Origin of the sequence: Streptomyces sp. NPDC058295, assembly GCF_042880655.1 — a bacterium.
Taxonomy (GTDB): Bacteria; Actinomycetota; Actinomycetes; order Streptomycetales; family Streptomycetaceae; genus Streptomyces; species Streptomyces coriariae.
Genome location: NZ_JBHVYO010000004.1, coordinates 175696 through 190179 on the forward strand (window position 1 = coordinate 175696; position 14484 = coordinate 190179).

A 14484-nucleotide genomic window follows, 5' to 3' on the forward strand; every position below is an offset into this window, starting at 1 on the left:
CGGGGGAAGGAACCGTGCCCCTCCTGGGATACGGATCCCGGCCCGCCGCCTGCTCGACCGTCAGCCCGCCGCCTTCTCGACGAACTCGGTCGTGTAGGTCCTGCTCAGGTCCACGTCGGCGTTCTGGATGTTGGGGTTGAAGGCCTTGAGCACCTTCTCGACGGTCTCGGGGCCGTTCTTGGGCATCACGCCGTCCTTGGTGAACATCGGCAGCGTGTTCTTGATGGCCACGGAGTACAGCAGCTTGTTCCCCTGGGAGTAGTCCGTCGGCATCTTCTCGGCGATCTCGGCCGCGCTGTGGGTGGACATCCACTTGAGCGTCTTGACGAATGCATTGGCCAACTTCTGCACGGTGTCCTTGTGACTGTTGACCCAGTCCGTCTGCATGTACAGGCTTGACGAGGGATACGGTCCGCCGAGCGCCTCCTCGGAGCCCTGCGGGGTGCGCATGTCGAGCAGGACCTTGCCGGCCTTCTTGTCCAGGATGGTCGCCACGGTCGGGTCGGTCGTCATACCTCCGTCGATGGCGCCCTGCTGGAGCGCGGCGATGAAGGTCGGCCCCGCGCCCACGGCGACGGGGGTGAACTCGCTGACCTTCACGCCGTTCTTGACCGCGAGGTACTTGGTGAGGAAGTCGGTCGAGGAGCCGAGGCCCGTGACGCCGAGTTTCTTGCCCTTGAAGTCCTCGGGCGAGGTGATGTCGCCCTCTGCCTTCGTGGAGACGATCTCCACCTCACCGGGCGCGTGCGAGAACTGCACGACGGACTCCACCTCCTTGCCCTTCACCTGGAGGTCGAGGGTGTGGTCGTAGAAGCCGACGGCTCCCTGCACCTGGCCCGAGACGAGCGCCGTCTCGGCCTGGACACCGGCCGGTTCGCTCAGCATCTCGACGTCCAGACCCTCGGCGTCGAAGTACCCCAGGCGCTGGGTGAGCATGGCGGGCAGGTAGATGACCTTGTCCAGGCCACCGACCATGATCTTGACCTTGGTGCCCTTGCCGTCTCCCTTGCTCCCGGAGCCCGTGGAGGCGGTGCTCGCCGCGTCGTTGGCACAGGCGGTGAGCGAGGAGAGGGCGAGCAGACCGACGGCGGCCAGGGCCGTGTATCTGGCGGTTGTGCGCATGGCGGGTTCACGTCCTTGTGAGAGGGCGATGCGGGGGTGGGGGCAGCAGCGAGGGGAGGGCGGAGAGCTGCCTGCGGAAGGTCCCGAGGCACCTTCGCGGGACGACTCCTCGATGGATCGTTGAACAAAGGGTCAGCTGTCGGAGCCCGACGGCTTCCACCGGAAGATGCGGCGCTCGGCGAAGGTCAGCAGCCCCTCCGCGACGAGTGCGACGACGGCGAGGATGACCATCGCGGCGTACACACCCGCCGCGTTGAACGTGCCCTGCGACTGCGCGACGAGCAGCCCGATCCCCTTGGTCGCGCCGATGTACTCACCGACGATGGCGCCGATCAGGGCGAAGCCGAAGCTCACGTGGAGGCTGGTGAAGATCCAGGAGGTGGCGGACGGGACGACCACCTGGAGCGTCACCCTGCGGTCGCTCGCGCCGAGGATGCGGGCGTTGGCGACGAGGTTGCGGTCCACCTCGCGGGCGCCCTGGAAGGCGTTGAAGAAGACCGGGAAGAACACCAGGACGACGGCCGAGGCGACCTTGGAGGCGGGGCCGAGGCCGAACCAGATCACGAAGATCGGGGCCAGCACGATCCGGGGTATCGAGTTGAGCACCTTGATGTATGGACCAAGAATGTCGGCGAGGAAGGTGATCCGCCCCAGTGCGATACCGCACACGACACCGGCGACCACACCGATGACCCAGCCGAGCAGGGCCTCGTAGAGCGTGTACCAGATCTGCTCGCCCAGAGAACCGAGCGCGGTCCCGTGCGTCACCCAGGTCCAGATCTGGTCCCAGATCTTGGAAGGCATCGAGAAGTTGAAGGGATCGATGACCTTGGCCCGGGAGAACGCCTCCCACAGGCCGAGCACGGCCACCAGGAGCAGGACACGCGACGCCGTCACGACGGCCTTGCGTCTGCGAGCGGCACGCGCGCGTGAGCGGGCGCGGTCCGGCACCTTGGCCGTGTCGACGACCGGTGTGCTGAGAACTTCAGGCGACATGGGCGGCACCTCTCTCGCGGGTGATGCGGACCTCTTCGCCGAGGGACTCCCAGATCTCGCGGTAGATCTCGATGAACCGCGGCTCCAGACGCACCGACTCGACCTTGCGCGGCCTCGGCAGGTCGATGTCGAAGACCTGCTTCACGGTGGCGGGTCCGGCGGTCATCACGACGACCTTGTCGGCCAGCGCGATGGACTCCTCCAGGTCGTGGGTGACGAAGACGACGGACGCGCCCGTGCCCTCCCACAGCTCCAGGAGCTCGTCCGACATCAATGCCCTGGTCTGCACGTCGAGCGCCGAGAACGGCTCGTCCATGAGAAGGATCTCGGGGTCGTTCACGAAGGTCGCGGCGAGGGCGACGCGCTTGCGCTGACCGCCGGAGAGCTGGTGCGGGTAACGGTCCTCGAAGGCGGTGAGCCCGACCCGGGCCAGCCACTCGCGCGCCTTCCGCTTCGCCTCCGCCTTGGGCACACCGCGAAAGCGGGGCCCGGCCATGACGTTGGACAGGACCGTGCGCCAGGGAAAGGTGGCGTCCTGCTGGAAGACGAAGCCGACCTTGTCACCGACGCCACGCACGGGCTGCCCGGCGACCATCACCTCGCCCTGGGTGGGCTCTTCCAGGCCGCTGACCAGGGTCAGCGTGGTCGACTTGCCACAGCCGGTCGGGCCGACGACGGCCACGAACTCGCCACGCCCGACGGTGAGGTCGAGTTCCCGCAGGGCGGTGTGCGGAGCCCCCGACGGGGTCCTGAAGACCTTGCTCGCGCCCCGCAGCTCGATGGCGGGGCTGGTGTGTGCGCTCATGTCCGGGGACGGTAGAGGCGACCCGGGAAGCGGCATCAGCCTTCTCGGCGCATGCGCTTCTTTTGCCTGCAGTAGCCTGTTGTGCTCGTTCTGCTCGCGCTAGAACAGCGGAGCCGAAACACGGGCGTGACGCCCGCCTGGCCTTGACGGAGAGAGGCCCGATGATTGACGTCCTGGTGGTGGACGACGACTTCCGTGTCGCCGAGATCAACGCCAAGTACGTGGGAAAGGTTCCCGGCTTCCGGGTGGCCGCCCGCGCGCACAGTGCCGCCCAGGCGCTGGGAACCATCGAGCGCGGAACCATCGACCTGGTGCTGCTCGACCACTACCTGCCCGACCAGACCGGCCTCCAGCTCATCCACCGCATGCGTGAGCAGGGCCATGGCACCGACGTCATCATGATCACGGCGGCCGGTGACGTCACGACGGTCCGGACCGCGATGCGTCTCGGTGCCCTGCACTACCTGGTCAAACCGTTCACCTTCGCCGCCCTGCGTACCCGCCTCGACTCGTACGCCGCCCTGCGCCGCACGGTGGACCGGGTCGGTGGGCACGGCATCGCCGGCCAGGAGCAGGTCGACCGGATCTTCGGCGCCCTGCGCACCGGACCGGCGCCGTCCTCGCCCGGCCTGCCGAGCGGCCACTCGGAACCGACCACGGACCTGATCTGCGACGTTCTGCACCGCGCGAACCACCCTCTGTCGGCCCACGAGGTCGCCGCCGAGACCGGCCTGAGCCGGTCCACCGCCCAGCGCTACCTCCGCCACCTGGAACAGGCCGGACGCCTGCACCTCTCCCTCAAGTACGGCGACACGGGCCGCCCGGAACACCGGTACGCCTGGGTGGCGCCGTAGCCGTGCGCAGGCACCTGGATGCGCCACGGCGGTGAAGCGTTGCCCGTTACGCGGCTCCCGCCCCGGTCAGTGACCGCACCTCGGTCTCCGCGTGCTTGGCCTCGTCCGCGACCTCGGCCGAGGTGACCGTGCCGAGCCAGCCCGCCAGGAAGCCCAGAGGAATCGAGACCAGGCCGGGGTTCTGCAGCGGGAAGTACTGGAAGTCCACGGTCGGGAAGAGCGACTCGGGGCTGCCGGAGACCACCGGGGACAGCACGACGAGCCCCAGAGCCGGGACCAGTCCGCCGTACACCGCCCACACGGCGCCCCGCGTGGTGAAGCCCCGCCAGAACAGCGAGTACAGCAGGACCGGCAGATTCGCGGACGCCGCGACGGCGAAGGCGAGCCCGACCAGGAAGGCGACGTTGAGATCGCGGGCCAGCAGGCCGAGGGCGATCGCGACCACGCCGACGCCCACGGCGGCGACCCGCGCCACCGCGACCTCGCTGCGGGGTTTGCCCTGCCGGCGGCGCAGGGTGGCGTACAGGTCGTGCGCCACCGACGCCGAGGAGGCGAGCGTGATCCCGGCGACGACCGCGAGGATCGTGGCGAAGGCGATGGCACCCACGACCGCGAACAGCACCGCTCCCCCGGTGGAGTCGGGGCCGCCGCCCAGGTCGAGTGCCAGCAGCGGAACCGCCGTGTTCCCCGCCGCGTTCGAGCCGCGCACCGCCTCCGGGCCGACGATCGCCGCCGCACCGAAGCCGAGGACGATCGTCATCAGGTAGAAGCCGCCGATCAGCCCGATCGCCCAGACGACGGAGCGACGGGCGGCCTGCGCGGTCGGCACCGTGTAGAAGCGGGACAGGATGTGCGGCAGTCCCGCCGTGCCCAGCACCAGCGCGAGCCCCAGGCTCATGAAGTCGAAACGCGCGGTCCAGTCCCCGCCGTATTTCAGTCCGGGTGCCAGGAACGCGTCCCCGTGCCCACTGCGCTCGGCGGCCGTGCGCAGCAACTGGTCGAAGTCACCGTGGAAGCGCACCAGGACGAGCACGGTGAGCGCGACGGTGCCGGCCAGCAGCAGAACCGCCTTGACGATCTGGATCCACGTGGTCGCCCGCATCCCTCCCAACGACACATAGATCACCATGAGCGCGCCCACCCCGATGACGGCCCAGGACTGGGCCGCCTCGCCGGTGTTCCCGAGGAGCAGCGCGACCAGGCTGCCTGCGCCCACCATCTGGGCGACCAGATAGAGCACGGACACGGTGACCGAGGAGGTTCCCGCCGCGATCCGCACCGGCCGCTCGCTCATCCGCGCGGCAACCACGTCGGCGAGCGTGAACCGCCCGCAGTTGCGCACCAGTTCGGCGACGAGGAACAGCACCACCAGCCAGGCCACGAGGAAGCCGACCACATACAGCAGCCCGTCGTACCCGAACAGCGCGATGAGCCCGGTGACCCCCAGGAAGGAGGCGGCGGACATGTAGTCACCCGCGATGGCAAAACCATTCTCCATCGGGGAGAACAGACGCCCGCCGACGTAGAACTCCTCCTCCGAACCATGGCGGTTGCGGCTCACCCAGGTCGTGATCCCCAACGTGACCGCTACGAAGGCGCTGAACAGCAACAACGCCAGGGCCTGATGGTTGCCGGTCACGACGCACCGCCCTTTGCTCCCCGGGTCAGCTCCTGTGTGTCCCAGCGCAGTTCGAGCGCGGCACGGTCCCGGCGCAGCCGCGCGTGCCGGGCGTAGGCCCAGGTGAGCAGGAACGTGCTGAGGAACTGCCCCAGCCCGGCGAGCAGTGCCACGTTCACCGCGCCCGCCACCGGCCGTGCCATGAGCCCGGGCGCGGTCGTCGCGGTGACCACGTACGCCACATACCAGACGAAGAACCCGGCGGCGGCGGGCACCACGAACCGCCGGTAACGGCTGCGCACCTCCTGGAAGGCCGCGCTGCGCTGCACCTCGAGGTAGATCTGAGCCGCCGCCCCGGCTCCGGTCTCCCGCCTGCGTGCCGCGGGAACCTCGGGTCCTGGCGTGCTCATGATGGCCGACTCGCCCCAGCCCGAGGCGAGCGCGTCGTACCACGGGTCCTCGTAGCGCACATCCCCTGGCACCTCGGCGTGCGCCTGGCCCTGGCCTTGAAGATGTTCGTACGCGTGTGGTGTGGGGGCACCGCTGTCGGGACCGTCCCCGTCGGCGTGGGCACGACCGTTGCTTGACTGCATGCCCAAGGATGGACAGAACGGGAAGATCCCCGACTATTGTTCCCCGAACACTTCACCCCATCAGGTGACCAACGTGCCGTTCACCCCGCGGGCGGCCGGACCAGCCCCTTCCCGTACGCGTAACGCACCGCCTGAGCCCGGTCCTTGAGTCCCGTCTTGGAGAACATGTTGTTGATGTGCGTCTTCACCGTCGCGGTGGACACGCTCAACCTGCGTGCGATCTCCTGGTTGCTGAGCCCTTCGGCGATCAGGACCAGCACTTCCGCCTCCCGTGTCGTGAGCCCGTCGGGCACGACAGCGGGCGCGGCAGGTTCCGGTTCGGGCGCCGACAGACGCTCCAGCAGCCTTCGCTGGACACTGGGCGACAGCCCCGCGTCCCCGGACAGCACACTGTGCACGGCCCGTACGATCTCGTCCCCGCCCGCGTCCTTGGTGAGGTACCCCCGTGCGCCGGCCTTCAGCGCCGGGAAGAGGGATTCGTCGTCCGCGTAGGTCGTGAGGACCACGACCTGTGTCCCGGGATACTCGGACCGGATGCGCCGGGTCGCCTCCACGCCGTCACAGCGAGGCATACGCAGGTCCATCAGCACCACGTCGGGAGCCAGTTCGGCGACGAGCCGCACGGCCTCCTCGCCGTCCCCTGCGGCGCCCACGACCTCGACTCCCGGCAGCAGCCCGAGCAGCATCACGATGCCTTCCCGGACGACCGTCTGGTCGTCCGCGACCACCACCCTGGCGGGCTTCCCCGCCGCCTCCTCCGTCATACCGGCACCTTCAGCGTCACCACGAACCCTTCCTCGTCCGGCCCGGCCGCCAGCGAACCACCCAGCAGTTCGGCGCGCTCCCGCATACCCAGCAGACCGTACCCGCCGCCGGCCTCGGCGAGTTCGCCCGGCGAACCACCCGAGTCCCGCACGTCCAGGGTCACTTCATGCCGGCCGTACTCCAGCCGGACACGCACCTTGGCGCCCGGCGCGTGTTTGCGGGCGTTCGTCAAGGCCTCCTGAGCCACCCGGCGCACAGCCTGCGACGCCTCGGCCGACAGCGGTCTGCGTTCACCGCCCACGGTGACCTCGGCGCCGTAGGACGTACGGACGAGATCGGTCAGGAAGTCCTCCAGCGGCGTCAGTTCACCGCGCAACGCGGAGAGCGACTGCCTGGTCTCCTCGAGACCGTCGCGGGCCATCCCCCGTGCCGCCACCACGCGGTCGAGGATCTGCTCGCGGTCCGCGCCCCGCTCGATCAGCAGCCGGGCCGCCTCCAGGTGCACGAGCTGCGCCGAGAGACTGTGGGCCAGGACGTCGTGGATCTCCCGGGCGATGCGGGCCCGCTCCGCGAGTGCGGCCGACTCGGCCTCGGCCACGCGCGCGGCCCGCTCCTGGGTGAGCAGTCGCTGTGTGGTGCCTCTGGCTTCGGCGTCCAGACGCAGTGCATATCCGGCGAGGGCCATGCCCGCGATGGCGGTGGCCGAGGTCACCCCCGAGTCGTCGTTGACCACGGCGAAGGCGGCGAATCCGACCGAAGCCGCCGGCAGCGCCGCGCCCAGAGGCAGTCGCTCGAGTGCCGCGATGGCGCATCCGCACCACAGGACCGCGGCCGGGGAGCGGAAGTCCGCGGCCTCGGCGCCGGCCGCCAGCCCCAGCAGCAGGAGGAGAAGGGCCAAGGACGGCCACAGCCGGTGCTCGAGGGTGGTCCGGAACAAGGCCCACGCCAGGCCACCGGCCACGAGAACGCCGCCGACGCCGGCGACCGCGACCCACCCCTGGATGCGGCTGTCGTGGAGGGCGCTCCACCCGAGCGCGCCCACGACCAGCAGCCTTACGGCCCAGGCCAGCAGCTTCCTGGGGCGCGATACCCCTCTGGGGCCCAGCGCCTCCCGTGACGGCCAGCGTGTCCAGACGTTCTCCGTCACACGCGCTCCTTCCAAGGGGACCGGGGCACGGGGTGACCGTACGCCGTGGCGTACGCGGGAGCCTGATCCAGGGACCGCACGCGCCAGATCAGGATCCCGGAGCGGACCAGCAAGGTGGCCGCGAGTCCCAGCATCAGGGCCGCGCTGTCCTGGTGGATGCCCAGCAGGGCGCCGCCCCCGAAGAGGCCCAGCCGCAGACCGATCCCGGCTCCCCACACGGCCACGCTCGCTTTGGTGCTCCTGCTCCACACGGCGCCGTCCGGCTCCACCCAGATGCGGGTGGTCCAGGCCCAGGCTGCTCCCATGGCCAGGGCGACGATCAGTTCGGCGCCGAGCACCAGGGCCGACTCGGTGTGGTGACGGGTGCCGAGCAGATCGGGTTCGCGCAGCGCTATGACGGCGAGGATTCCCGGCAGGAGCCACCATCGCCGGTCGGTGTCGATGCGGCTTGTGCGGAACTGCCGAGCGATCACGAGCGCGGCCACAGCCACGATCACCAGTGCGTTGACGAGCCCGGACATCACAGCCTCCGTGAGCGGGAAGGGGAGGCCGGCAGCGAGCGCTGCCGACGCCTTCGACGCTACGGAAGCGAGCCGGTCCGCAGATCGGAGCAGGGGTGGATCATGGGTGGATCTCCGGAAGCGAGGGTTCTCCACCCATGGGTGGAGAACCCCCAGTCGGACCTGCCCGACAACCGGCCTGACCTGCGCGAGGCCGAGCCGGACCCGCTCAAGAACCGACCGGACCTGTACGAGATCCGGCCGGATCCACCTGCGACCCGGCCGGACCGAACACGGCGCCTACGCGTCGATACGGGACCGGTCCAGCGTCGCCGCCGAGCTGGAGATGAACTCCTTGCGCGGTGCCACGTCATTGCCCATCAGCAGATCGAACACCTGCTCGGCCGCCTCCAGGTCGGAGAGGTTGATGCGACGCAGGGTGCGGTGGCGTGGGTCCATCGTCGTCTCGGCCAGCTGGTCGGCGTCCATCTCACCGAGACCCTTGTAGCGCTGGATGGAGTCCTTGTACCGGACACCCTTGCTCTGGAACTCCATCAGCTTGTCGCGCAGCTCACGGTCCGAGTACGTGTACACGTACTTGTCCTGGCCCTTCTTGGGCTGGATGAGCTCGATGCGGTGCAGGGGCGGGACCGCGGCGAACACCCGCCCGGCCTCGACCATGGGCCGCATGTAGCGGTGGAACAGCGTCAGGAGCAGCGTCCGGATGTGGGAGCCGTCCACATCGGCGTCGGTCATCATGATGATCTTGCCGTAGCGGGCCGCGTCGATGTCGAAGGTGCGCCCGGAGCCCGCCCCTATGACCTGGATGATCGCGCCGCACTCGGCATTCTTGAGCATGTCGGTGACGGACGACTTCTGGACGTTGAGGATCTTGCCCCGGATCGGCAGCAGTGCCTGGAACTCGGAGTTCCGGGCGAGCTTGGCCGTACCGAGCGCGGAGTCTCCCTCGACGATGAACAGCTCGCTGCGCTCGACGTCGTCGCTGCGGCAGTCGGCGAGCTTGGCGGGCAGGGACGAGGACTCCAGAGCCGTCTTGCGGCGCTGCGCGTCCTTGTGCTGGCGGGCCGCGATACGCGTGCGGGCGGCGGCGACCGCCTTCTCCATGACGACCCGCGCCTGAGCTGCGGCATCGCGCTTGGCGGAGGTCAGGAACGCCTTGAGCTCCCTGGCGATCACGGTGTTCACGATGCGCCGGGCCGCCGAGGTGCCGAGTACCTCCTTGGTCTGGCCCTCGAACTGGGGCTCGGCGAGACGCACCGTGACGACGGCGGTCAGGCCCTCCAGAGCGTCGTCCTTCACGATGTCGTCCTCGGCGACGCGCAGCAGCTTCTTGGCGCGCAGCACCTCGTTCATCGTCTTGGCGATCGCCTGTTCGAAGCCCGCGACGTGGGTGCCGCCCTTGGGCGTGGCGATGATGTTGACGAACGACTTGAGGTTCGCGTCGTAGCCGGTGCCCCAGCGCAGCGCCACGTCGACGCCGAGTTCACGGGTGACCTCCGTCGGAGTCATCTGCCCGTGCTCGTCCAGGACCGGGACGGTCTCCTTGAAGGTGCCCTGCCCGGTGAAACGGAGGACGTCGCAGACGGGCTTGTCGGTGGCCAGGTACTCGCAGAACTCGCTGATGCCACCGTCGAAGCGGAAGGACTCCTCGCCCTTGCTGCCGCCCTCACCGAGGCCGTACTCGTCGCGGACGACAATGGTCAGGCCGGGCACCAGGAAGGCGGTCTGGCGGGCGCGCTGATGGAGGTTCTCGAGGGAGAGCTTGGCGTCCTTGAGGAAGATCTGGCGGTCGGCCCAGTAGCGCACGCGCGTGCCGGTCCGGTTCTTGGTGACTCTCTTGATCTTCCGCAGTCCGCCCGCCTCGAACTTGGAGTCGGGGCCGTCCGCGGCGAAGGCGCCCGGAACACCACGCCGGAAGCTGATCGCGTGCGTGTGACCGCCTCGGTCCACCTCGACGTCGAGGCGGGCGGACAGGGCGTTGACCACGGAGGCGCCGACGCCGTGCAGACCGCCGGAGGCGGCGTAGGAGCCGCCGCCGAACTTGCCGCCGGCGTGCAGCTTGGTCATGACGACCTCGACGCCGGACAGACCCGTCTTGGGCTCGACGTCGACCGGGATGCCACGGCCGTTGTCACGGACCTCGACCGAGGCGTCGTCGTGGAGGATCACCTCGATGTGGTCGCAGTAGCCGCCCAGGGCCTCGTCGACGGAGTTGTCGATGATTTCCCACAGGCAGTGCATCAGACCACGGCTGTCGGTCGAGCCGATGTACATGCCCGGGCGCTTCCGCACGGCCTCGAGCCCCTCGAGGACGAGCAGGTGCCGCGCGGTGTAATTGGATCCGTCCCGGTCTGCTCCTGCCAGCAGCGCTGTGGACGGCACGGACGTTTCGGCGGTCACGCGGTTCGCTCCTCGCTGAATTTCACTTGGGGCCCTTCTGGGTAAGGGCGCGGCTTGGGTTGCCGCCAAGAGGGTACCGAGGCCTGGTAGAGCCGTTGTAACGCCACCCTCGTCTGAAACTCAGACTAGTCCAGCGTCGCATACGTGTTCGATCCCTCGATTGAGTGAAGTACATATCACGTTCCCTTCGGGGCATGAACCATTTAGGCTCCGGGCACGTCCTCATGAACAAACCGGCAACCCAGCCGGGAGGATCGAACCATGACCGACAGCGCGAAACCGTAAGCACCACAGACCACGCAATACGGCACATTCGCCGCCAAACCGGCAGCAGACGGCCACCTCGGAAAGATTTTTTCGAGGACAAGCCACGAGCGGGAACGTTTTGGGCCTGGTTGGATGTTGACCCTGGTACGACAGCTCGTCGAGCTAGAGAAGAGGCGACGTGACTACTGTTCTGACCCCCGCGAGCCCGCTGACGGCCGCGGACCGCTGCGACCGCTGCGGCGCCCAGGCGTACGTACGCGTCGTGCTGCTCAGCGGCGGAGAACTGCTCTTCTGCGCCCACCACGGTCGCAAGTTCGAGCCGGAACTCAAGAAGATCGCCGCTGAGATACAGGACGAGACAGAGCGGCTGACGACCGTTCCGGCCTCTACCCCGGAAGAAGAGCGCTGATCTGCGCGTCCACGACGAGCCATGACCGGCATAGGCCGGTATACGGGCGGCCGCCCCTGCTTCAGGGGCGGCCGCCCGCTCTCGTGACCCGAAGACCGGCCACGAGGGGGCGGGGCTCGCTCAGACGCCCTCAGGGAGCCTGGTGGGGCCTCCGAGCGCCCGCGACCAGCCGAGCGTCTTCACGGCGTCGGACACCCGCGTGTAGACGCCGGGACTCCCGGGCCGCCCACAGCCGCTGCCCCACGACACGAGCCCGATGAGTCGGCCCTGTGCGACCAGCGGCCCACCGCTGTCCCCCTGGCAGGCATCCCGACCGCCACGCTCCTCCCCGGCGCACACCATGCTCCGCGCGTCGTAGGTGCCGTCGGAGGGCCCCGGGTAGGCCCGCTCGCAGGACGCGTCGGACAGCACATGCACCCGAGCCGCCCGCAGACTGTGGGCGTACGCACCGAACCCGGTGCTGTCGCCCCAGCCGTAGACGACGGCCTCCGCGCCGGCCTCGTACGCCGGATCGCCCTCGGCGGCCATGGGGATGACCGCAGCCGCCGGAAGCGGCTGGGCAAGGGTGAGTACGGCGAAGTCGCCGGCGTTGCTGGCACCGTCGTAGCCCGGGTTCACCCAGACGCTGCGTACGGAGACCTCCTGTCCGGTGTCCCTGTACAGGTCTGTACGGCCCGCGACGACCTTCAGGTCGGCCAGCTGCCCCGGCGGTGCTCCCAGGACGTCCTCGCCCATGCAGTGGGCCGCGGTGAGCACGGTGGAGGGGCCGACCGCAACGCCTCCGCAGAACTGCCCGGAGCGCATACCTCCGAACCGGTCACGACTGGACAGCGCGACCGTCCACGGGCTCTGGGAGACATCGACCGGGAAGCCGCCCACGACGACACCGTCGGAGGCTGCCGGGGCGGCGGAGCCCAAGGGTATGGCCACCGCCGCGGCCGCCAGGATCAACGGCCGGGACAAGGCCCGGACAAGGGGACGACGCATGCGCCCTCCTCACTCTGGAGTGACTGATGGACACCCAGAGTCATCCAGCGCGCGGCAGCCCGCACCCCCGAGCCGAAGCCGAAGGCCCGGCCCCCTGACGGGGAGACCGGGCCTTCGGCTTCGTACGGCTACGACCTAGTCGAGGTAGTCGCGCAGCACCTGCGAACGGGACGGGTGGCGCAGCTTGGACATGGTCTTGGACTCGATCTGGCGGATGCGCTCGCGCGTCACGCCGTACACCTTGCCGATCTCGTCGAGGGTCTTCGGCTGACCGTCGGTGAGACCGAACCTCATGGAGACGACGCCCGCCTCGCGCTCGGACAGGGTGTCGAGGACGGAGTGCAGCTGCTCCTGGAGGAGCGTGAAGCTGACCGCGTCGGCCGGGACCACGGCCTCGGAGTCCTCGATGAGGTCACCGAACTCGCTGTCACCGTCCTCACCCAGCGGGGTGTGCAGCGAGATGGGCTCACGACCGTACTTCTGGACCTCGATGACCTTCTCGGGGGTCATGTCGAGTTCCTTGGCCAGCTCCTCCGGGGTGGGCTCGCGGCCCAGGTCCTGGAGCATCTGGCGCTGCACGCGCGCGAGCTTGTTGATGACCTCGACCATGTGCACCGGGATACGGATGGTGCGGGCCTGGTCGGCCATGGCGCGGGTGATCGCCTGACGGATCCACCAGGTGGCGTACGTGGAGAACTTGTAGCCCTTGGTGTAGTCGAACTTCTCGACCGCGCGGATCAGACCGAGGTTGCCCTCCTGGATGAGGTCCAGGAAGAGCATGCCGCGGCCGGTGTAACGCTTGGCCAGGGAGACCACCAGACGGAGGTTGGCCTCCAGGAGGTGGTTCTTGGCGCGTCGGCCGTCCTCGGCGATGATCTCCAGCTCGCGCTTGAGCTTCGGGGCGAGCTTGTCGGCGTTGGCCAGCTTGTCCTCGGCGAACAGACCGGCCTCGATGCGCTTGGCGAGCTCGACCTCCTGCTCGGCGTTGAGCAGCGGGACCTTGCCGATCTGCTTGAGGTAGTCCTTCACCGGGTCGGCGGTGGCACCGGCCACGGCGACCTGCTGGGCGGGCGCGTCGTCCTCGTCGTCGTCGGAGAGGACGAAACCCTTGTTCTCGGTCCCCTCCTCTTCCTCTTCGCCGGGCTTGGCGTCCTCGAGGACCTCGTCCTCGGCGACTTCGGCGTCGTCCTTGCCTGTGGTCTTCTTGGCCGCCGTCTTCTTGGCGACGGTCTTCTTCGCGACCGCCTTCTTGGCGGTCGTCTTCTTGGCAGCCGCCTTCTTGGCAGGGGCGGCTTCGTCTGCGGGATCGTCCACAGCAGGAGCGGCCGGGGCGGCCGTGGCGGTGGCCTTCCTCGTGGTCACCGCCTTCGCCGCGACCGTCTTGGTGGCGGTGCGCTTGGCCGGACTCTTCGCTGCGACGCTCTTTCGGGTGCGCTTGGGCTCCGCGGCACTGACCATCAGCGTCACACCCTCTTCCTCGAGGATCTGGTTGAGGCTGCGCAGTACGTTCTTCCACTGAGTGGCCGGAATCTGGTCAGCTTCGAAGGCCCGACGCACATCGTCGCCGGCGATCTGCCCCTCAGCCTTTCCCCGCTCAATGAGCGCCATGACAGAGACGGACTCGGCGATCTCAGGCGGGAGCGTACGGGATGTGCTGGCCGACACGAACAACCTCTCGGAACGTTGGAAAACGGCTTCCGGCCCCGTCCGTGACGGACAGGAGCCGACCACCGGCCTGGGGGTGGGCCGACGGCGCGGGCGGGGGCCGGGAGGATTCACAGCGCCTTGAACGGCGTCCGTATTCCCTCCGCGGCGGTCACCTCTTAGGTCATCGCGTTGTTTCCACAAGCGTTACGCCCAATCTTCGTGGCCCGAGTCACACCCCGTAAGCGTTCAAAGACGGTCAGACGCGGGCAGATGAGGTCACCCGTCGAGCCTACCGGTACCGCCAGGGCCTGTTCCGCCACATCGACCGTCGGACCCCGCAGGCCCCGTGACGG

General features: G+C 68.8%; 13 protein-coding genes. 2 read left to right on the forward strand and 11 right to left on the reverse strand.

Translation table 11 applies throughout. The annotated features are described in order from the left end of the window. Positions 1-60: 60 nt before the first annotated feature. The 3 genes from ACFVYS_RS06255 to ACFVYS_RS06265 form a co-directional block, all read right to left on the reverse strand. Complete coding sequence (locus ACFVYS_RS06255) at positions 61-1122, reverse strand: ABC transporter substrate-binding protein (protein ID WP_389499360.1); 1062 nt, start codon at positions 1120-1122, stop codon at positions 61-63. A 132-nt stretch (positions 1123-1254) separates the two neighbouring features. After that, positions 1255-2118 carry an ABC transporter permease gene (locus tag ACFVYS_RS06260; protein ID WP_389499362.1) on the reverse strand — a complete coding sequence of 288 codons (864 nt, stop codon included), beginning with the start codon at positions 2116-2118 and terminating at the stop codon, positions 1255-1257. Further along, complete coding sequence (locus ACFVYS_RS06265) at positions 2108-2923, reverse strand: ABC transporter ATP-binding protein (protein ID WP_020125102.1); 816 nt, start codon at positions 2921-2923, stop codon at positions 2108-2110. Before ACFVYS_RS06265 ends, ACFVYS_RS06260 begins: the two co-directional genes overlap by 11 nt. A 161-nt stretch (positions 2924-3084) precedes the next feature. Here ACFVYS_RS06265 and ACFVYS_RS06270 point away from each other — a divergent pair, with 161 nt between their 5' ends. After that, the gene (locus ACFVYS_RS06270) at positions 3085-3777 is read left to right on the forward strand and encodes a response regulator (RefSeq protein ID WP_389499365.1); all 693 of its coding nucleotides are present in this window, start codon (positions 3085-3087) and stop codon (positions 3775-3777) included. A gap of 46 nt (positions 3778-3823) precedes the next feature. On the opposite strand, the gene ACFVYS_RS06275 is transcribed toward ACFVYS_RS06270, so the two are convergent. The 6 genes from ACFVYS_RS06275 to ACFVYS_RS06300 form a co-directional block, all read right to left on the reverse strand. Continuing rightward, positions 3824-5416, reverse strand: coding sequence for a cation acetate symporter (locus ACFVYS_RS06275; RefSeq protein ID WP_389499367.1), 1593 nt, complete (start codon positions 5414-5416; stop codon positions 3824-3826). Further along, positions 5413-5988, reverse strand: a complete 576-nt coding sequence (locus tag ACFVYS_RS06280; RefSeq protein ID WP_389499369.1) for a DUF485 domain-containing protein — start codon at positions 5986-5988, stop codon at positions 5413-5415. Before ACFVYS_RS06280 ends, ACFVYS_RS06275 begins: the two co-directional genes overlap by 4 nt. Positions 5989-6068: 80 nt before the next feature. Then, a complete protein-coding gene (locus ACFVYS_RS06285) occupies positions 6069-6752 on the reverse strand; it encodes a response regulator (RefSeq protein WP_389499371.1) in 684 nt (227 codons plus the stop codon). Next, positions 6749-7900: a sensor histidine kinase gene (locus ACFVYS_RS06290; protein WP_389499373.1), complete on the reverse strand. Its 1152-nt coding sequence runs from the start codon at positions 7898-7900 to the stop codon at positions 6749-6751. The genes ACFVYS_RS06285 and ACFVYS_RS06290 overlap by 4 nt, the downstream gene beginning before the upstream one ends. Next, positions 7897-8421, reverse strand: coding sequence for a DUF1453 domain-containing protein (locus ACFVYS_RS06295; protein ID WP_389499374.1), 525 nt, complete (start codon positions 8419-8421; stop codon positions 7897-7899). Before ACFVYS_RS06295 ends, ACFVYS_RS06290 begins: the two co-directional genes overlap by 4 nt. A gap of 279 nt (positions 8422-8700) precedes the next feature. After that, positions 8701-10821, reverse strand: a complete 2121-nt coding sequence (locus tag ACFVYS_RS06300; protein WP_389499376.1) for a type IIA DNA topoisomerase subunit B — start codon at positions 10819-10821, stop codon at positions 8701-8703. A gap of 445 nt (positions 10822-11266) precedes the next feature. On the opposite strand from ACFVYS_RS06300, the gene ACFVYS_RS06305 reads away from it, so the two are divergent. Next, complete coding sequence (locus tag ACFVYS_RS06305) at positions 11267-11497, forward strand: hypothetical protein (RefSeq protein ID WP_020125094.1); 231 nt, start codon at positions 11267-11269, stop codon at positions 11495-11497. 120 nt (positions 11498-11617) lie between these two features. Here the strand turns inward: ACFVYS_RS06305 and ACFVYS_RS06310 are convergent, their stop codons facing one another. Continuing rightward, positions 11618-12484: a serine protease gene (locus tag ACFVYS_RS06310; protein WP_389499377.1), complete on the reverse strand. Its 867-nt coding sequence runs from the start codon at positions 12482-12484 to the stop codon at positions 11618-11620. A gap of 135 nt (positions 12485-12619) precedes the next feature. Further along, positions 12620-14149: an RNA polymerase sigma factor gene (locus ACFVYS_RS06315; protein ID WP_389499379.1), complete on the reverse strand. Its 1530-nt coding sequence runs from the start codon at positions 14147-14149 to the stop codon at positions 12620-12622. Positions 14150-14484: the final 335 nt, after the last annotated feature.